The sequence below is a fragment of the Pantoea sp. B_9 genome, from assembly GCF_008632015.1.
GTDB classification, from domain to species: domain Bacteria; phylum Pseudomonadota; class Gammaproteobacteria; order Enterobacterales; family Enterobacteriaceae; genus Pantoea; species Pantoea dispersa.
The window spans coordinates 118132-137826 of sequence record NZ_VWVL01000004.1 but is presented as its reverse complement, the minus strand read 5'-3'; the positions used below and the strand labels follow the sequence as shown (position 1 = coordinate 137826).

At 60.7% G+C, this 19695-nt stretch carries 12 protein-coding genes; 3 read left to right on the top strand and 9 right to left on the bottom strand.

Annotated elements, in window-relative coordinates:
- Positions 1 to 3 precede the first annotated feature (3 nt).
- From F3I21_RS13735 to F3I21_RS13725, 3 genes are read right to left on the bottom strand one after another with little or no spacing between them, the layout of a single operon-like run.
- Entirely contained in the window at positions 4 to 1323 is a 1320-nt protein-coding gene (locus F3I21_RS13735; RefSeq protein ID WP_058774916.1) for a cytochrome c, read from the bottom strand.
- A gap of 11 nt (positions 1324 to 1334) precedes the next feature.
- The gene (locus tag F3I21_RS13730; RefSeq protein WP_021507807.1) at positions 1335 to 3119 is read right to left on the bottom strand and encodes a GMC family oxidoreductase; all 1785 of its coding nucleotides are present in this window, start codon (positions 3117 to 3119) and stop codon (positions 1335 to 1337) included.
- 2 nt (positions 3120 to 3121) lie between these two features.
- Positions 3122 to 3859: a gluconate 2-dehydrogenase subunit 3 family protein gene (locus F3I21_RS13725; RefSeq protein ID WP_136545823.1), complete on the bottom strand. Its 738-nt coding sequence runs from the start codon at positions 3857 to 3859 to the stop codon at positions 3122 to 3124.
- Between the two features lie 294 nt (positions 3860 to 4153).
- Here F3I21_RS13725 and sbmA point away from each other — a divergent pair, with 294 nt between their 5' ends.
- Positions 4154 to 5389 carry a peptide antibiotic transporter SbmA gene (gene sbmA, locus F3I21_RS13720; protein WP_021507809.1) on the top strand — a complete coding sequence of 412 codons (1236 nt, stop codon included), beginning with the start codon at positions 4154 to 4156 and terminating at the stop codon, positions 5387 to 5389.
- A 121-nt stretch (positions 5390 to 5510) separates the two neighbouring features.
- Here sbmA and F3I21_RS13715 read toward each other — a convergent pair whose 3' ends face one another.
- The 4 genes from F3I21_RS13715 to F3I21_RS13700 all read right to left on the bottom strand — a co-directional run bounded on the left by F3I21_RS13715 (position 5511) and on the right by F3I21_RS13700 (position 10228).
- Complete coding sequence (locus tag F3I21_RS13715; RefSeq protein ID WP_088517825.1) at positions 5511 to 7151, bottom strand: dihydroxyacetone kinase subunit DhaK; 1641 nt, start codon at positions 7149 to 7151, stop codon at positions 5511 to 5513.
- Between the two features lie 121 nt (positions 7152 to 7272).
- On the bottom strand, positions 7273 to 8328 hold the full coding sequence (locus F3I21_RS13710; protein ID WP_150059158.1) for a YncE family protein: 1056 nt from the start codon (positions 8326 to 8328) through the stop codon (positions 7273 to 7275).
- A 211-nt stretch (positions 8329 to 8539) separates the two neighbouring features.
- On the bottom strand, positions 8540 to 8749 hold the full coding sequence (locus F3I21_RS13705) for a DUF1471 domain-containing protein (protein ID WP_058757538.1): 210 nt from the start codon (positions 8747 to 8749) through the stop codon (positions 8540 to 8542).
- Positions 8750 to 9040: 291 nt separating this feature from the next.
- Entirely contained in the window at positions 9041 to 10228 is a 1188-nt protein-coding gene (locus tag F3I21_RS13700; protein WP_058757539.1) for an MFS transporter, read from the bottom strand.
- A gap of 102 nt (positions 10229 to 10330) precedes the next feature.
- Between F3I21_RS13700 and F3I21_RS13695 the strand changes: the two genes are divergently transcribed.
- Positions 10331 to 11287 carry an AraC family transcriptional regulator gene (locus F3I21_RS13695; RefSeq protein WP_021507815.1) on the top strand — a complete coding sequence of 319 codons (957 nt, stop codon included), beginning with the start codon at positions 10331 to 10333 and terminating at the stop codon, positions 11285 to 11287.
- A 3-nt stretch (positions 11288 to 11290) separates the two neighbouring features.
- Here F3I21_RS13695 and F3I21_RS13690 read toward each other — a convergent pair whose 3' ends face one another.
- Both F3I21_RS13690 and F3I21_RS13685 read right to left on the bottom strand, forming a co-directional pair.
- Positions 11291 to 12835, bottom strand: a complete 1545-nt coding sequence (locus F3I21_RS13690; RefSeq protein WP_058774921.1) for a PAS domain-containing methyl-accepting chemotaxis protein — start codon at positions 12833 to 12835, stop codon at positions 11291 to 11293.
- A gap of 373 nt (positions 12836 to 13208) precedes the next feature.
- Entirely contained in the window at positions 13209 to 19268 is a 6060-nt protein-coding gene (locus F3I21_RS13685) for an autotransporter outer membrane beta-barrel domain-containing protein (protein WP_150059157.1), read from the bottom strand.
- Between the two features lie 131 nt (positions 19269 to 19399).
- Here F3I21_RS13685 and F3I21_RS13680 point away from each other — a divergent pair, with 131 nt between their 5' ends.
- Complete coding sequence (locus tag F3I21_RS13680; protein WP_150059156.1) at positions 19400 to 19639, top strand: hypothetical protein; 240 nt, start codon at positions 19400 to 19402, stop codon at positions 19637 to 19639.
- Positions 19640 to 19695 lie beyond the last annotated feature (56 nt).

The window sequence follows — 19695 nt, the reverse complement described above, 5'->3', positions numbered from 1 at the left end:
GACTTACTGCTTTTCCAGCACCCGGATATCCGCGCTGCCCTGTTTTGGCTGCACGCTGTCATCCTGGCGCAGTTTCGCCACCTGTTTCGCCGTGACTTTGGTCTGCACGCCGTTGCCCCAGCTGCTGCGGATGAAGTTCACCACATCTGCCACCTGGCTGTCGTTCAGACGCCAGCCAAACGCCGGCATGGTGATCGCGGTCGGTGCGCCTTGCACGCCCGGCAGCGTGCCGCCGACCAGTACGATGTGAATCAGCGACGTCGGATCCTCTGCCATCACCACCGGATTCCCGCGCAGTGCCGGATAGAAGCGTTGATAGCCGCTGCCGTCGGTTTTATGACACGCCGCACAGCTATCGACATACACGCCGGCACCCGGCTGGCTGTCGTCACCTTTCCACAGCGCACGGGCCACTGCGTCATCCTCACGGAACACCGCCTGAGACGGATCTTTCGCGCCGAGCGATTTCAGGTAACGGGCAATCGCGCTGATATCCGCATCGCTGAGATACTGCAGGCTGTGCTGCACCACTTCGGTCATGCCACCAAACGCCGCCGTGTGATCGTTACGGCCATAGCGCAGGAACTGCTGCAGATCCGCTTCGCTCCAGCGCCCCAGGCCATCGCGGTTGTCACCGCGCAGGTTGCTGGCGGTCCAGCCGTCAATCGGCGCGCTGCTGCCGGCAAGGTAATCATTGCCCTGGCCGTTATTCAGCGCCTTCTCCTGCATAGTGAAGCTGCGCGGTGTGTGGCAGGCACCGCAGTGGCCCAGTCCTTCCACCAGATAGCGACCACGCGCAAGCGCCGGATCTTCCTGCGCTGCCGGCTGGAACGCCTTCACATCTGGCGCAAACAGGCCGCGCCAGATCGCCAGCGGCCAGCGCATCGACAGCGGCCACGGAATGTCGCTCTCTTTGTTAGCCTGCGCCACCGGCGCCACGCCGTGCATGAAGTAGGCATACAGCGCCTTCATGTCGTCATCGCTGACCACCGCATAAGACGGATAGGGCATCGCCGGATAGAGCGTGTCGCCGTTTTTCGCCACGCCATGACGCACCGCTTTCTGGAAGTCATCATAGCTGTAGTCACCAATTCCGGTTGCCTTATCCGGCGTGATATTGGTGGAGTAGATGGTGCCAATCGGCGTCGCCATCGGCAGACCGCCGGCAAACGGTTTGCCGCCTGCGGTGCTGTGGCAGGCGACGCAGTCACCGGCGCGCGCCAGATACTCACCGCGCTGCACCAGCGCATCGGCGGCGGTGTCCTCCGCCAGCGCGGCGAACGACAGGGTGCCCAGCAACAGGGCTGTTAAACTTTTGATCATCGCCATGTTCCTTATGCCTGTACCAGCGGGCCGGGGTTCTTCAGATACTGTTCACGAATCGCTTTAGCGGACCAGTAGCTCAGGGCCGCCACCATGCCGGTGGGGTTGTAGCCCAGTCCCTGCGGGAAGGCAGAAGCGCCGGCGACAAATACGTTCGGCACATCCCAGCTTTGCAGATAGCGGTTCACCGCGCTGGTTTTAGGATCTTCGCCCATGATGGCGCCGCCGCTCATGTGTGTGGTCTGGTACACGGTGGTATCGAAATGGGCACCCGGCCCTTTCGCGCCGCCAATGATCATCTTCGGATTCATCGCTTCGGTGATTTTGCGCATCTTGCCGATCATGAACTGCGCCATTTTGATGTCGTTGTCCTGCCAGTCAAAGGTCATACGCAGCAGCGGCTGGCCGTAAGCATCTTTGTAGTTGGGATCGAGATCGAGGTAGTTAGCGCGATACGACTGATGCGCGCCGTGCGCATCCATCGACACGTGATGGTTATAGGTATCCGCCACCGCCGCTTTCCACTGGCTACCCCAGTTCGGCGTGCCTGTTGGCGTCGGCAGGCCGGAAATCGGCTTGGTGCCCGCCTGGTTGACCCAGAATGGTGAACCGCCGACAAAGCCGTACGGACCATGGTCAAAGTTATCGGCGTTGTAATCATCCACCGCCACGCCCGCGCCACCGGCACCGATGAACGGATTGGTGGTGGTGTTTTTATCAAACAGCGCCTTCAGCGTGGAGATGTTCTGGTAGGCAAAGTTACGGCCGACCACGCCCTCGTTGCTGATAGGGTTGTAAGGCTTGCCGATGCCGGACAGCAGCATCAGATGCACGTTGTGGAACTGGAAGGCGGAGAGGATCACCAGATCCGCCGGCTGCTCCACTTCACGTCCCTGACCGTCCAGATAGGTGACGCCGGTCGCGCGTTTTTTATCGTCGGTCAGATTGACGCGCAGCACATACGCGTTGTTGCGCAGCTCAAACTTCGGCTCCTGGCGCAGCGCGGGCAGAATGTTAACGTTCGGCGACGCTTTGGAGTACATATAGCAGGCGTAGCCGCTACAGTAGCCGCAGAAATTGCACGGCCCCATCTGCGCGCCGTAAGTATTGGTGTAAGGACCGGAGGTGTTGGCCGATGGCATATCGTAAGGGTGATAGCCCACCGATTCCGCCGCCTGGGCAAACAGCTGTGCCGACCAGGTGCGCTTCTGCGCGGGCAGCGGGAAGTCGCTGGAGCGATCCGGCGCATACGGGTTGCCGCCTTTCTCTTTGCCCACCACTTTGCCCTTGATTGACCAGGCGCTGCCGGAGGTGCCGAACACTTTTTCCGCCTGATCGAAGAACGGTTCCAGCTCGTCATAGCTGACGCCGAAATCCTGAATGGTCATGCCTTCCGGGATAAAGTTTTTGCCGTAACGCTGCTCGTAGTGACTGCGCAGGTTCAGCTCGACCGGGTCGACGCGGAAGTGCACGCCCGACCAGTGCAGGCCGGCGCCGCCGGTGCCGGTGCCCGGCAGGAATGCCGCCAGCTGACGATACGGTACGGCGGTTTGTGAGGCATCGTGACGGATAGTTACGGTGCTTTTTGACAGATCCTGGAACAGCTTTTTGCGGATGTTATAAGTCAGTTCATCAATGGACTGTGGATAGGATCCATCCGGATAGGTATCGCGATGCGGCCCGCGCTCCAGCGCCACCACATGCAGACCGGCCTCGGTCAGCTCTTTCGCCATGATCGCCCCGGCCCAGCCGAAACCGACGATCGCCACATCCACTTTTTTTAACGCATTTGCCACGGTTACGCCCTCTCGCCGCGAATATCAACTGACGGGAACGGATAACGTTCGCCGCGCTCTACCCAATCCATAAAGTCGGCGCGTGCGCCAGGGAAGCCGATCAGCTTCCAGCCCACCATGCCCTGATTGCCGCCGTGGATCGGATCGCTGAAGTAGCCCTCGCGGGTGTTTTGCAACAGAAAGGCAAAGAAGGTTTTGGCCGGCACCTGCGGGAATTGCGCGCTGCCGTTTTCGAAGGCGCTCAGTAGCGCGTCCTGCTGCGTGGGCGTCAGCTCAGCAAATACCTTGCCGTGCTGCTGTTTGCTCCAGCCATCGGCATCGGCCAGGCCGAGACGGTAGATCTGCTGCGGCACCAGCGGCAGCTGATAGCCGAGTTCTTTCGGCAGATCCGGATTGAACGGTCCCTGCATATACCAGTTGCTGCCGGTGGCATACGGCGTATTCATCTGGCGATCGATAAACTCCGGTACGCCGGCTTCCAGCGCGCCAGGACCGCGTTCATCGTTGGGGATCAGGCGCGCCACGGCGGCTTTGATGAAGGCAAACTCTTCGGCGGTAAACCACACCGGTTGATATTCGCGCGCCTGCTGCGGCGCAGCGGCTGTAGACGCTGCCGCACCGGCGGCCATTGGCGCGACCAGTGCGCCCATCGCCGTACTGCCTACCGCCATTGCCGGCGCCAGGGTAATGGTTCTCAGCAGGAAATCCCGGCGAGTGTGACCCTTTTTTTCTTCTGACATGACATTGCCTCATTACCGCATATAATGCGGCATGAAAGTTAAGTAGTTGCGTTGTAATGATTTTTATTGGCGTTTTAAGGGATACAGCAAGACTGTTACCGGTAACAGTTGGCATAGTGTAACACCATCGCCGTTAATAATTTAGTTTCCCGAAACAAATGAGCACAAAAAACTTAACAACTAACTCTGCCGCTTTACATAAATGCGGCGATGCTGTCATCGTCGGATACAACCGACAACAGACAGATAAATGCCGGAAGCGGTATAAAGAGTACACACAACAGCGGAGTGCCTATGTTTAAGTCCTATTTTCCGCGGCCGGCGCTGTTTTTCAGCTCGGCCGCGATTTGGAGCCTGATTGCCATTTTTGCCTGGTTTGGCTTTTTCAATGATTTTCCGGCGCGCTTTCCCGCTTTGCAGGCGGCGATGCAGCAGCCGCTGCCGACCAACGCCAGCCGCTTTATCCACGCCAGCCAGCTGTGGTTTTATGCCTATTACTGGATCATGGGCGGCGCCTTTGCGCTGGTGTGGCGCATCATCGACAACCATCCGTGGCAGCGCTGGTCGGTATGGGGATCGTTACTGATTATCTTTGTCACCTGGTTTGGCGTGCAGGTAGGCGTCGGCGTTAACGCCTGGTATGGTCCGTTTTACGACATGATTCAGCAGGCGCTGACCAAAGCCGGCTCGGTGAGCATCAATCAGTTCTATGTGCAGGTGCTGGCGTTTCTCGGCATTGCGCTGATCGCGGTAGTGATCGGCGTGATGAACTCGTTTTTCGTCAGCCACTGGGTGTTCCGCTGGCGTACCGCGATGAACAACTACTACATGCATAACTGGCAGCGCCTGCGTCTGGTAGAAGGTGCCGCACAGCGTGTGCAGGAAGACACCATGCGCTTCGCCAGTACGCTGCAGGACTGGGGCATCAGCTTTATCCAGGCCATCATGACGCTGGTGGCGTTTCTGCCGGTACTGGTGACGCTATCGCATCATGTGAAAGAAGTGCCGATCCTCGGCAATATCCCTTATGCGCTGGTGATCGCCGCGCTGCTGTGGTCGCTGTTTGGTACCGCGCTGCTGGCGCTGGTGGGGATTAAACTGCCGGGGCTGGAGTTCCGCAATCAGCGGGTGGAAGCCGCGTACCGTAAAGAGCTGGTGTACGGCGAGGACGATCCGCAGCGCGCCGCGCCGCCTACGGTGCAGGAGCTGTTCAGCCGCGTGCGTCACAACTATTTCCGCCTCTATTTCCACTATCTCTATTTCAACATCACGCGCATTCTCTATCTGCAGGTGGACAATGTGTTCGGGCTGTTCGTGCTGTTCCCCTCGATTGTTGCGGGCACCATCACGCTGGGGCTGCTTAACCAGATCACCAACGTGTTCGACCAGGTGCGCTCCTCATTCCAGTATCTGATCACCTCGTGGTCCACGCTGATTACGCTGATGTCGATCTATAAACGTCTGCGCAGCTTCGAGCAAATTCTGCAGGATATTCCGCACGACGAGATGCTGCGCGAAGCCTCGGAGTAAGCGGAAAAAGCTGGGCGGCAGGAGCGCGCGCTATACTCCGACATCGCTCCGGACAGTCCCCTCTCCCGCCCGCGGGAGAGGGTTAGGGTGAGGGCGAACCCCGCACCCACCCGTCCCATTCTCAGCCCGCCAGCACCGCAAACACCTTCTCGATAGCGTACGCGCCCGGATCCTTCACGCCATCCAGACTCTGCTGATTGAGATAAGCCGAACGACCTGCCTTCGCACTCTGCATCTGCGCCGTCGCGTCGGCACCCTGTTGCGCAGCGGCCGCCGCCGCAGCCAGCGACTCTCCGGCCGCTAACGCCTCCAGTGCCGGCTGCAGCGCATCCACCAGGGTGCGATGTCCCGGCTGCGCGCCGCCGTAGTGCTTCATCCGTTCCAGCCCGTGCATCAGCGCCTGCGGCAGCGTGCTGCCCTCCTCCAGCTGCTGTCCGGCCGAAGTAAACAGAATCGACATCAGCACGCCGCTTGATCCGCCCATCACCGTCGCCAGCTGTTCGCCTACCAGCGCCAGCAGCGTAGGCAGCTCATCCAGCGGCAACTGCTGTTCACGCAGGCCGCGCTGGATTTTCTTCGCGCCGGCGGCAAAGGTCGAGCCGGTATCGCCATCGCCGACTTTGGCATCCAGCGCATTCAGCTCGCTCTCCAGATCGATCAGCGTCTGCGTCACGCGCTCAACCACCTGCGCCACTTCAGCGTTATCGGAAGGATCGAAATCCAGCACGCTGCCGATGCGTTCAGCGCGCTGCAGGCTGATGGGCGCAAAGTCGTACATTGGCGTCCAGCCCAGCACCTGCACCGGCGCATGCAGCGCCTCGAAAAACGCCTCTTCCAGCGCCAGCAGCGTCAGCGAAAACCCTTTCATATCCAGCGCGCTGACCAGCGTTGCCGGGCCAATTAAATGGGTGATGCGTGCCGCCAGCGGCGACTGCAGTACCTCGCGCGTGAGCAGCGCCAGCTCCAGCTGGGAAAAGCCGCCGAGATTGTTGATCATCAACAGCGCCTGTTTGCCGTCGGGCAGCGCCTGCGCCAGCTGATCGGTCATGATGCTGGTAATTTTGCGGCTGTTTTGCGTATCCAGCGTGATCACGCCCGGCTCACCGTGAATGCCCATCCCCAGCTCGCTGTGGCCCGCTGCCACGCGATCGTCGCGCTTTTCACCCGGAATGTGACAGGTGGCAAACGCCAGGCCGATGGAGGACGTGGCGTCGATGGTGCGCTGCGCCAGCGCTTTAACCTCGTCAAGCGATTGGCCGTGCTCCGCGGCGAAGCCGGCGATTTTGTGCACCAGCACGGTGCCGGCAATGCCGCGTGGCTGCGGGTTCTCCGGCAGTGCGATATCGTCCTGCACCATCACCAGCTCCACCTTGTAACCAAGATTTTTCGCCTTCTCCGCGGCGAGGCCAAAGTTGAGGCGGTCACCGGTGTAATTCTTCACAATCAGCAGACAGCCCGCCTCACCGGTGACGTTAACGATGGCGTTCAGCACCGCATCAACGCTCGGCGAGGCGAAGATATCGCCGCACACCGCAGCGGTCAGCATCCCTTTGCCGACAAAGCCCGCGTGCGCCGGTTCGTGGCCGGAGCCACCGCCGGAAATCAGTGCGACTTTGCTTTTATCCCAGTCCGAACGCACCACCACGCGAATCTCATCGCCCAGATCGAGACGGGTCAGGTTGTGCCACGGTGTGCTGAGTAACACGCCTTCGATCGCTTCGTTCACCAGATCGTTTTTTTCATGCATAAAAAACTGGCTCATTGCACTCTCCCCTTAGGTGTTGTCGTCCTAAAGGTAGCGTAAGCCGGGCGGGAAAGGGGGGATCAAGGCCGGAAATGCAAAGGGCGACACACGTCGCCCCTGAGTTTCGGATAATTACGCCCTACAGCGCGATGCGTAACACGCTGTCCGGGTTTTTTGGCGGTTCCTTGCGTGAGCCCGGCTGCTTGATACTGACGAACAGCGTGTTGCCATCGGCGGAGAGCGCCAGGCTGTTCGGCAGGCCCGGCGCTTTCACCGTGCGTTTCACTTTATAGCGGCTGGCATCAATGATGCTGATCTCACCGGCTTTACGGTGCGTGACATACAGCTCGTCACGGTCAGCATTGAACAGCACCGCCAGCGATTCCGGTACCTCAATACGCTGAATCACCTGCTGCGTGCGGGTATCCAGCACCAGTACCTGCGGCTGCTTCGCATCGCTGAGGAAAGCGCGGTGGCCTTTGCTATCCAGCGCAATATTCAGGAAAAAGTGCTCTTTATCACCGTCAATTTTCTGGCGCTTTTCAATCGCGTTCAGGCGGGTATTGATGGTGACCAGCTCGCCATCGGCATTGGTGACATACAGTTTCTGCGCGGCGGCATCCAGTGCCAGTCCGGTGCCCATTTTACCAGTATTCGGGATAGTGCTGATGAGCTGTAGCGTTTTGCCATCCACTACCCACACCACGCTTTGCGCGCCGAGACCGGTGATGTACACGCGATTGGTTAGCGCATCCGCGACCAGTTCACGCGGCTGCAGCGGACGAACCGTGTCACCGCGCTTGCGGCCATCCAGCACCAGCGTGTTGATCACCTTACCGCTGCTGGCATCCACTGCCGTCAGCGCGCCGTTGACCGTGTTGCCAAAGTACAGCACGTTGGTGTGCTGATTGATGGCGGCGCCAAAGGTCTTCAGCTCAGTGCTGATGGTTTGTTTCACCGCCAGATTCTGCGGATCGAGACGGTACACGTTACCGCCCTGCGGATTGCCGGCGTTTTGCGCCGTGGCGAGGAACAGCGCGTTGTCGCTGTTACTGAAGGCCAGTTCGTAGGCACCTTTGGCGATCGGCTGATTGAGCGGCTGCGTTTCCGCCGCCTGCAGCGCGCTGCAGGACAGCAGCGCCGTGGCCACCAGTAGCGGACGCAGCGCCCACTGCATTGTTTTATTCGCTTTCATAACTTCTCCATAGCAAAACCACCGCCGTGCGGCAGTGAAATGAAAGCCCGACATTGCAACCAATAGGAAATTCAGCCCGAGGCGAGCCGATAAGGATGTTAGTTTTTGCGAATAATAATCATTTATGCGGAAAAGGGACAGGATTTTATGGCGTTAGCAACGCCGCCAGGGCGCCCTAAGGCACCCTGTCAGCACAGAGGGTAAGGCGAACTTATTGGGTCAGTTCTGCGGTCATGTGAACGCCGTTGTTGAAGTTGGCTTCAGTCACTTTATAGGAAGCACCAAGTTCCTGCGCTTTAGCAGCGATTTGCGCTTCAGCACCGTCAAGCGTAGAGGCGGTAGCGGTCACGCTTTGCGCGAAGCTGGCAAATGGCAGAACAGAGAGAGCGATAACAGCAGCAAAAGTTTTGATGGTTTTCATGGTCATTTCCTTAATGATGTTTGATTAAATAAGGCGGCATCGCCTTGATGAGAGATATAGTAGGCCGGCAACCGATCAAAAAAAAGCGCAGAGATTTGCCTAAGTCATTCGAATATTTTGACCATAAAAAGCACGTTTAGCGCAACCTGTGCGCAAAGGGTTAAAAAACCACGATTTGATTAAAAGGCAGGATTTATTGCTGTGATTGGTGAGACCAGGCATACGCGGCAAAAGCGGCACCGCGACACACCCTGAAGCGAGTCGCGGCGCGCCTGATGGCGGTAAACGGGTTTAACCGTGATGCCGCACGCGGGTAAAGATGGTGATGGCGGCCAGCAGCATCAGCACGCCGCTGGCAAGGAAGACGCCGCCCGCGCCCTGCAGATCGAACATCCAGCCACCGGCTGCCGCACCGGCAGTGATCGCTAGCTGAATAGTGGCCACCAGCAGACCGCCGCCCGATTCGGCGTCGTCCGGCACCGCGCGCGACAGCCAGGTTGACCAGCCAGTCGGCATTGAACCAAACGCCAGCCCCCACAGCGCGACGCCGCTCGCCACCAGCCAGGAGACGTGGCCAAAGCTCACCAGCAGCACCGCCGTCACGCTCATCACCAGCGCCATGCCGGTCAGCGTCAGCGACACGCTGCGCGTCACCAGCCACGCGGCCAGCGAGGTGCCGAAGAAGTTCGCCACGCCGAACGCCAGCAGCACCAGCGACAGCTGATTCACATTCAGCTGCGCGCTGGTTTCCAGGAACGGGCGCAGATAGGTAAAGAAGGCGAAATGGCCGGTAAACATCATGATCACCGCCAGCATGCCCCAGCGCATCACGCTCTGACGCAGCAGGTCCAGCACGCCGCCGCTGCGCGCTTTGTTCTCCGGCGGCATCGACGGCAGGGTGAAGAACTGCCAGAACAGCGCCAGCACGCCCAAAACACCGGTCAGCAGGAAGATATTACGCCAGCCAATCAGCCCGCCAAGATAGCTGCCCAGCGGCGCGGCAATGATGGTGGCCAGCGAAATACCGCTGAACACAATCGACAGCGCGCGCGGCACCTGATCGGCGGGCACCAGCCGCATGGTAATGGCGGTCGACAGCGTCCAGAAGCCGCCAATCGCCATGCCGAGCAGCACGCGCGCCAGTAAAATCATCGGCAGATTTTCGGCAAACGCCACCAGTAGCGCCGAGGCGATGAGCAGCAACGTGAACGCCAGCATCACCAGGCGGCGGTCGAGGCGGCGCGTGACGTTACCAATCACCAGGCTGGTCAGCAGCGCCACCAGCGCGGTAACCGTGACCGTCTGGCCCGCCTGCCCTTCGCTGACGCGCAGCGAGTCGGCAATCGGTGTCAGCAAGCTCACCGGCAGAAATTCTGCGGTGATCAGGCCGAAGACGCCAAACGCCATGGCGAACACCGCGCCCCATGCGGGTTTCTCTACCGCAATGCTTGTTTCCACTACTTCAGTATCCAGACTCATCTGCGATCCCCATCACAAAATATCAGGCTGTAAGCATAGAGAGACGACGCAAGACGATCTATGATACAGAAACTTTGTTTTTTGATAATTCGTCTGGATTGTATGAGCCGCTATGAAGATTTGACCAGCGAACTGCTGATGGGCATGCGCCTGTACGGCGTCAAATATCAGCGCATCGCGCTGCATGCGCCGTTTGGCCTGCAATATGATGACGCGCCGGGCAAGGCACAGCTGCATTTTGTTGGCCGCGGCTCGCTGCTGATTCGCTCCGCTTCCGGCACCGTCTATCCACTGCAGGCGGGCGATGCACTGCTGATTCCGCACGGTAAGCCGCACGCGCTGATCTCCGGCGAAGATGCGGTGTGCGTGCCGATCGCTACCTTTAACAGCAAACCCATCTGCGACAGCGTGTGCGCCATCAACGATGCGCCGGACGCGGATGCCTGCCCGGACGACAGCGATGTGATTTTATTCAGCGCCTGCATGGCGTTTGAGCTGGGCGGCATGCAGCCGCTGGTGCACACCATGCCGGATGTGATGCTGGTCAGCACACTGCTGGCGCAATACCCGGAAATCCAGCCGATTCTGGATGCCATGGAGCGTGAAACACGTCAGCGCAAAGCGGGCTTTGCCGGCATTTTGTCGCGGCTGGCCGATGTGGTGGCGGCGCAAATTGTGCGGGGCTGGGTGGAGAATGGCTGTGGTCAGGGCAGCGGGCTGGTGCAGGCCCTGCGCGATCCGCGCCTCAGCCTGGCGATGGCGGCCATGCACCGCGCGCCCGGCGAAAACTGGACGGTGGAGCGGCTGGCGCGCGAATCCGGCAGCTCACGCTCGGTGTTTGCCGCGCGCTTTCAAAACGCCACCGGCATGACGCCGCTGCGCTACCTCACTGAACTGCGCATGCGTCTGGCGGTTGAGCGTATTGTTAACGATGGCGAAGCGGTGGAGAGCGTGGCGTTCCACCTCGGTTACGGTTCACTGGCCGCCTTCAGTCGCGCCTTCAAACGCATTGTCGGCACACCGCCCGGCGCGCTGCGCGCCGGACGTGAAGCGTCGTGAAACTTAGCGAAACACGCTGATCGCTTCAACCAGCCGGTTGGCCTGATGCGCCATTCGGCCGGAGGCTTCTGCACCTTCCGCCACGCGCGCCGCGTTCTGATGGGTGATGTCGTCGAGATCCTCCACCGCGCTACTGACTTCGCTCAGCGCGATGGATTGTTCGGCCGTCGCCGCGCTGATTTGCGCGATCAGGGCGGTGACATTCTGCACCTGATCGACAATCGCCTGCATCGTGTGGCCGGCCGCATCGGCGTGATCGCTGCCCGACTGCACGCGGCCGGCGCTGGTTTCCACCAGGTTTTTGATCTCGCTGGCGGCTTTGGCGCTGCGCTGTGCCAGACTGCGCACCTCGCCCGCCACCACCGCAAAGCCTTTGCCCTGCTCACCGGCACGTGCCGCTTCCACCGCCGCGTTCAGCGCCAGAATATTGGTCTGGAAAGCGATGCCGTCGATCACGCTGGTGATGTTGGCGATACGCTTCGAGCTGTCGGCAATTTCCGCCATCATGCCGACCATCTCCTGCATCACTTCACCGCCTTTGATCGCCGCTGCGCTGGTGCTGGCCGACAGCGTATTCACTTCGCTGGCGGTTTCCGTGTTGCTTTTGACCGTGGCGGTCATTTCGTTCATGGTCGCCGCCGTTTGCTGCACGTTCGCCGCCGCCTGCTCGGTGCGACGGCTCAGTTCATCATTGCTGCGCGCGATGGCGTCGCTGGCACTCAGGACATTGATCGCCTGGCCGCTGACGTCATCCACCAGCCAGCGGAACATCAGGCCCAGCTGGCCGATAGCGCGCTGCGTCATGCCGATCTCATCCACCCGATCGATGTGCTCGACTTTGTGGCTGGCGCCGGTGGCCACGCTCAGCGCCTGGCGGCACATGCGCTCCATCGGGCGCGAAATCTGCTGCTCCAGCCACAGACTGGCCAGCAGCAGCAGCCCGGCCATGCCGCCGCTGAAGCAGCCGATCGCCAGCGGTGCCATGCCCAGCAGCCAGACGCTCAGCACCGACAACGGCAGCAGCGCGATCAGCGTACTGCGGATGCGCCAGCGCAGCGGCAGCGTTTTCAGCACTGAGGTCAGCCGCCGCCAGCCGCTGCCAACAATCAGTCCCTTATGAAAGCGACGCCCTTTGGCACGCCCTTCACGAAAATCACGGTACAGCGCCTCGCACTGACGGACCTCCTCCGCCGACGGTTTGGTGCGTACCGACATATAGCCCTGCAGCTTGCCCTCGCGCACCACCGGAATGGCATTGGCGCGCACCCAGTAGTGATCGCCATTCTTGCGCCGGTTCTTGACCAGCGCGGTCCAGGGTTCGCCCTGCTTCAGCGTGCTCCACATATCGGCGAACGCTTCCGGCGGCATATCCGGATGACGCACCATGTTGTGTGGCTGGCCGTTGACCTCTTCCGGGCTGAATCCGCTGACCTCAATAAAGGCGTCGTTGGCGTAGGTAATGTGGCTGTTGAGATCGGTGGTCGACATCAGCGTGGCGCGATCGTCGAAGACGAATTCACGCTGGGTGATGGGCTGGTTATTACGCATGTGTGAGTCCTTGCAAAACGCAGGCTGAAGAGAAATCGATAATACTTTTTTACCTTTTCGGCAGCACAATGGCCTGGCTTTAGCGCGGCTATTTAATTTTTGTTCTTAATAAAGCCGGAGTGCGCGGCGCTTCACAGTTCTGGCCGCGGGCGGGATCGATAAAAAATCATTTAGGGTAAATGAGATCGAGCTTTGGCTGAGTACAATAAGTTTGTCAGTTGAACCTCAAACTGTTCGACAATCGTTGCACATTTGGTAGCGGCGCAATTTATTGCGCGATAAATCGCGCCGCTACAAATTTTGTGCGATTTGCGGCTGCCCTGACCGGTCGGCATTACACCGTTCACGGCGACCGCGTCATGTGCACGTACTGTCAGAACTGCCAGCGCACGCCGAGGTTGTAACGCCAGCCTCTGGCGCCGTTGCCGTCGATCTCCTTGCGGTAATCCGCTTCGGCGTACAGCGACACATCCTGCTGCAGCGTCACCGTGCCGCCGGCACCCACTTCCCACATCTGGCCAAAATTACCGCTGCTGAAGCTGGCGCCGAGCGCCGGGTTATCGGCTGCCGACACCGACGCCTGCGCCGTACCGCCCCAGCCTTTGTAATAATTCGCGCGCAGATAAGGCGTGTACTGGCGGTTGCTGTCATCGGTCCAGCTGCGGTCGAGACGCGCGCCGAGACGGCCAATCGTCTGGTGATAATCGCCATAGCGCACCTGGTTATTGTCCTCGTCCGTGAAATCATTCATGTTCAGTTTCAGGTACATCAGCTGCGCCTGCGGCTCCAGCTTGTAGCCCTCGCCGAGTTCAAACGGATAGCCGCTCTCCAGCGAGGCGGTCCAGCCGTGGCCCTTCAGCTTTGCCTCGCGCTGCTGGCGCGCAATGTCGGTTTCACCACGATGCCAGTCAAACGACAGCACGCCGTCAAGGTAAAAGCCGCTCTGGCGCTGCCAGGTGCCGTACAGCGCCAGGCTGTCGCTATCAAAGCTGGTGCTGCTGTAACCGTCTGCCGCCTGCGGACGAATGCGCGTATTGCCGCGCGTGTAGGCCACGCCGCCACGCAGACTGTCCTGCTCACCGTCGAGACGCAGCAGGTTGCCGCCAAGCTGCACCGCGCTGTAATCGAGATCAAACCCGTAGCCGTAATCGCTAAAGCTGCGGTCGCTTTTGTATTTCAGATTCGAGCCGATGTAGCGCAGGAACATCTCACCGCCGTTACCCGCCGGGCGCGTCTGCTCGTGACGCAGTTCGCCGAGACGCTTGTGCAGGTCATCAATAATCGCGGCGGTGTAATAGGCGAGGCCAACCGGTGCCGAAATGTACGAGGGCACCTGCGGCACCACCGCCGGACGCGCATCGTAGCGCTGTGGCGTGCCAAATCCGCTGGTCACCAGCGCCGGCTGGCAGCTATCGCTGTCCTCGCACACGTAGTAGTTTGCCAGCCGGTAGTCCCAGTAATTGTTGCCGCTGCCGCTCAGCAGGCGCTGCGCCGGATCGCTGCTGCCCGGCGCGAAGCTGTACAGCCGGTACTGCCACGGTCCGGCGCCGAGATAGCCATCCCTGAGCGCAAAGCTGTTCTGGCCGGCGTTGCCGCCCACCTGCGCCAGCGAAATGCCTTCGTTGCCCTCAATGCCGCCGTTGCGGTTGCGATCGGTGAGCGCCGCGCTGCTTGCCGCATCGAGCCTGACGTTGAGCAGCGTGGTGCCGCTGGCATTACCGCTGACGTTGATGTGGTCGGTAAACTGGTTGCTCAGCGTGCCGCCCTCATTCAGGCGCGTCACCAGATTCGCCTGACCGCCCATCGACGCCAGCGAGCCGTTGATGTCCAGCGTATTGCCCGGCGAACCGCTGCCATTGGTGAGATCCAGCGTGCCGCTGTTATTTACCTGCAGCGAATCCGCTGTGCCGCCCGCCAGCGTGGGATGCACGTTGTCACCGGCATACAGCGTTGAGCGCCCATCAATGTTAATGGTGCTGTGCGCCAGCTGCAGATTGTCGGTCAGCGTCCAGCGGCTATCCGCGAAGTTAATGATGCTCCAGCCGCTGCCGAGGTTAACGCCTTTGCTCAGGTCATCCGCGCTGAAGCTGCCGCCGCGCGCCGTAATCTGGTCAAAGGTCAGGCTGTTACCGGTGCCGTTGCCGCTGGTGAGATGGTAAGTAGTGCTGAGATCGACGCCGCTGACGTCGGCGATATTGTTGTTGTCTGCGCCCATGGTCAGGCTGCCGTTGAGCGTGCCGCCGGTCCAGCGGAACGTGTCACTGCCGCCGCCAGGATTGATGTCGCCCAGCACGTCACCCTGGGTCAGCAAAATCACATCGTCGGCGTTACTGCCCGCCACCGCCACGCTTTGCGCCGTGGCCGTCACGATAGTACCGAGATTCTCAAACACCGTTTTGCCACCGCGCAGATCGACCACCGGTGCCGTCAGGCTGCTGGAGCGCAGCGTGCCGCGGTTGACGATGGTGCCGGCGGTGCTGGAGACCAGCGCCGAACCGCCTGCCGCATTAGTGATATTGACGCTGGCAGCGGTGACGATATTTCCCGTGGTGTTGGCGCGAATCCCGGTGCCGCCGGCGCCGGTAACATTGAAAACGTAACCCGAACCCAGCGTCAGATCGCCGCCGGTGGTCGATCCATCGGCGTTGGCGATAGTCAGGCCGTTACCGCTGCCGGTTACATTGGTGGTCACGGTGGAGGCAGGATCGAACGCGACGGCAGTGCGGATGCCGTTGCCATCGCCGACGTTAAGCGTCAGGTTGCTCAGGCTAACGTTGTCCAGCTCCGCGCGGTTTTCGATGCCATTGCCGCTGCCCAGTACGTTGATGGTGGCGTCGCGCGCGCTGAGCGCCGCCGCGCCGCTGTCGAGCAAAATGCCATGCGCCGTGCCGCGCGTGGTGATCAGCGTATCGCTGCCAGTCAGCGCCAGCTGTGCGCCGTCGCTGATGCGCACGCCGGCCACGCCGTTATCAACATTGATGCTGCCGCCCTGCGCCAGCGTGGTGCCGCTGCCGCCGACGTCTAACCCGGTGCCGCTGCTGACGTTAACCACGCCATTGTTGGTCAGCGTGCTGCCGGCGCGCGATCGCATGCCGACGCTGTTGCTGCCGGTCAGCGTCAGTGCGCCATTGTTCTCCAGTGCCGCGCCGTTGGTCAGGTCAAAGCCAACGGCACCGTTGCCAGCGCCGCTGATGCGGGCGTTGCTGGTGACGCGGGTGGCGGCAGCGCTGCCGTCCAGCGCATTACTGAGATCGCTGCGCAGCGTATTCACCAGCACGCCCACCGCGTTGTTGCCGCTGAGCGTGATGGTGCTGCTGCCGTCGAGCGTCGCCGCTGCGCCGCCCTCGACGCGCACGGCGGTGCTCTCCTCGCCGCTGGCGGTCAGATTGAGGTTGGCGCTGTTGAGGCTGCTGCCGCTGCCAGAGACAATTACGCCGGTGCTGCTGGCGGCGCTGGCGCTCAGGCTGTTCGGCGTGCTGAAGCTCAGCGCCGCGCCGTCGTCAAGGCGGTAGCCGGTCGAACCACGCGTGCTGACATCCAGCGCGCTGGTGGCGGCGCGAATGCGCGATCCGTTACCCGCAGCGTGATAGGCGATCTGGTCGCTATTGTTAAAGATCGGCGTCGATCCGGCGGCGATATTCACCAGCGCACCGTCCAGCGCTTCGGCGCCGATGGCACCACTCCCGTTGAGCGTGAGCGTGCCGCCGTTGAGGTTCGCCACCGCCTGGCTACCGCTGGCGCTGACGCCGCGCGTACGGCGGGAGCTGCTGCCGCCATTGACGTCGATGTTGCCGCTGTTGCTGGCGGTGGTAGCGAAGGTGCTGCCCGCGCTGTTCACCGCGATACCGGTGCCGCCGTCGCTGATGCTGATGTTGCCGCTGTTGCTGCCGGTCGCCCCGCTCTCCACGCGCAGGCCGGTGGTATTGGCCCCGCTGAAGTTGATGTTGCCGCTGTTGCTGAGCTGCGCGCGGTTGCGCGCCAGATAGCCGGTGATGCCGTTCTGCGCCGAATTGAGTTCTGCGGCGGAGGTCAGCCGCGTGCTGGCGACCGGCGCACGGCTGTTAGCACCGGTCAGCGTATGTTTCTGCCCGTCGGCAATCGCGCCCGTGGCGTTGCTGCCACTGAGGGTAATGGTGGTCGCCGCGTCAATATTGCCCTGCGCACCGCCCTCGATATTGACGCCGGTGGCACCGGTGCCGCTGACGTTAATCGTGGCGTTGTTGGTCTTCACCAATGTTCCGCCACCGCCGGTGCCGTTCACCGCCACCGCACCCGCGCCGGAGGCGGTCAGCGTGGTATTAGTCCCGTCAAACGTCGCGCCCTGTTCGATGCGGAAGAGCGTCGAGTTAGTGGTGGTGACGTCAAACGCGTTGTTGTCGTCCACGTTGATCAGCGCATTCGGGCCATAGGCAAAAAAACCAATTTGATTGCTGCCGGTGCTGAAACGGGGAATGGCATTCTGCGTGACGTTAACCGTGGCGTTGCCGCGCGCGTGCACGCCAATCGCGCCGTTGCCGGTGAGGTTAATCGGCCCGTCCACGTTCGCTGCGGCAGTGCCGCTACCCTGACCTTCCACCCACACGCCAAAGTTGCGTGTGCCGCTGGCCGGATCGGCTCCGCCCGCCACATTGATGGTCCCGGTGGAGCTGGCGGCGGCGCTGTTACCACTGGTGGCCAGCACTTTCAGGCCGGTGCCGTTAACGCCGTTGAGGTTGATGGTGCCGCGATTCTCCAGCGTACCGTTGCTGTTAGTGACCAGCATGCCGACGTTCTCGCGCGGCACGCGCGCAGCGCTGCCGTTGACGTCGATGGTGCCGCTGTTGATCAGCGTGGCATTGCTGGCACCGCTGACCGACATCCCGGCGGCGTTCTGTACGCGCGAGCCAATCACAATCGCCCCGTCGTTGGTGGCGCTGCCGTTGGCCAGCAGCGCAATGCCGCTGGTCAGCCCGCTCTGGTTCAGGGCTGTCTCCGCCACGTTGTCGCTCAGGCTGTTCTGCGCGCCTCGCCCGAGGTAAATCGTGCCGCCGCTGTTGTTGGTAAATCGGCTGCTGTCGCTGGTGAGCAGCACGCCGGAAGTGGTGCCACGCGCGCTGGAACCGTTGACGCCCACGTTGATATTGCCGCTGTTAGCGGCCTGCGCATTGGCATCAAGGCGGATGCCCGCCACGCCGTTGGTCAGATTGCTGCCGGTGGTACCGAGGTTAAGCACGCCATTGTTAGTGAAATCACCGCCGTTTTGCACCGTTACCGCCGTGGCGTTGTTGCTGGCCGCGCCGACGCCGGTGCCATCAATACGGTTGAGGAAACCGCCGTTGATGACGCCGCTGCTGCTGTTGGTAGCCGTCGCGCCATCCAGCGCCAGCGCGGTGCCGCGGCTCGCCAGTTTCCCGTCGATGGTAGCATTGGCCCCATTGGCCACGCGTACCGCGCCATCGCTGGCCCCTACCACTTCCAGCGTTTTACCGGCGGCGATAGTGACCTGCGAACCGGCGCCTTCGGCATTGATCACCACGCGGCTACCTATCGGCTGCGTCACTTCATCCGGCGCAGTGGCGCTGACGTTATAGACAATATCGCCGTTGGTGATAGTGACCGCCTGATTGAACGCGCTGAGGTAGCTGGCCGGCGCGAGATTGCCGGCCTGCAGCTGGCTCACCAGCCAGTTATTGTAGCTTTGCAGCTGGCTGGCATTGGTGACGTTGAAGGCGGTGGTTTTGCCGTCCAGCGTCTGCACGCTAAAGCTGCCGTTATAGGTCGCAAGGTTTTGTACCGCCAGGCTGTCGGTCACCTGGCCGCCGGAGACGTTGGCCGCAGAACCGTTGAAGGTGATGCGGTTGTTGTTGTTCCAGTTGAGGGCGCCGCCGTTACTGACCTGAAACAGCGTGGTGTTTTTGGCCGCCATGGTCCAGGCGTTGGTGCTGGCGCTGCTGTTGGCGTTAGCCTGACCAATGCTGACATCCAGCGAACTGCCGCTGCCGCTGACGTCGGCGATACGCGCGTCGATATACTGATTGTCATTCACGTTTTGCAGATCCGGCACCACCGTGCTGGCGGTAACCGGTGCCTGCGCCACCAGGCTGGCGGAATCAAACACCTGAAAGGTGGTGTTGCCGCCGGTAGTGGGATCCGGCACGGTGATGGCGAGGTTTTGCGGACCGGGATCGAGACGTGCCTGATTGAGATATTGTGCGCCCGCCGCGATGGTCACCTGGCCGAGCGTGGTGTTGACCGCCCCGTCAATGCCCGGCTCAAACGCCTGATTACCGGTTAAGGTTGCGCTGCCGCCGTTAACGATCAGCGCGCCGCTCTGCTGGTCGTTATCGCGCGGATTATACGCGCCCAGTGTTGCCGCTTCCCCCACGCCGGGGAAATAAAACACCGCCTGCGCAGCGACGATCCCTAACGCAATGGGATTCCGGGTGAATCTCATACAACCTCCAGTAACAAGCAATCAGCGACGCTGTGAAAGCACAGCGAAAAAAGAACAAAGGGGCAGATGGGCGAACTCTATTTTCACAAAACGAATCAAGTGGTTAATTATGGGCACAGAGGGTGCCGCTGATGCGTGAAAATCAGGAGAAAGCTGTTGCTTATATAGACTTTATGGCTGCACAGATCAAAAGCGAGCCCGGAGATATTTATCGGAATGAAATAAGAATTTCGCAGAAAATGAAAGGCTATAACCCTGGTTTAAATAAGGCTTATAGTGATAACGCATTAATATTATGTGATTTATCTTCAGCCACTCCAGTAAAGTCTGGATGGGTGATAATTCTCACGCTCAATAATAAGCAGCGCTAACGAAATGCTGCAATTGTGAGCCAACCCACAATTGCAGCAAAATCATCCATTTAATG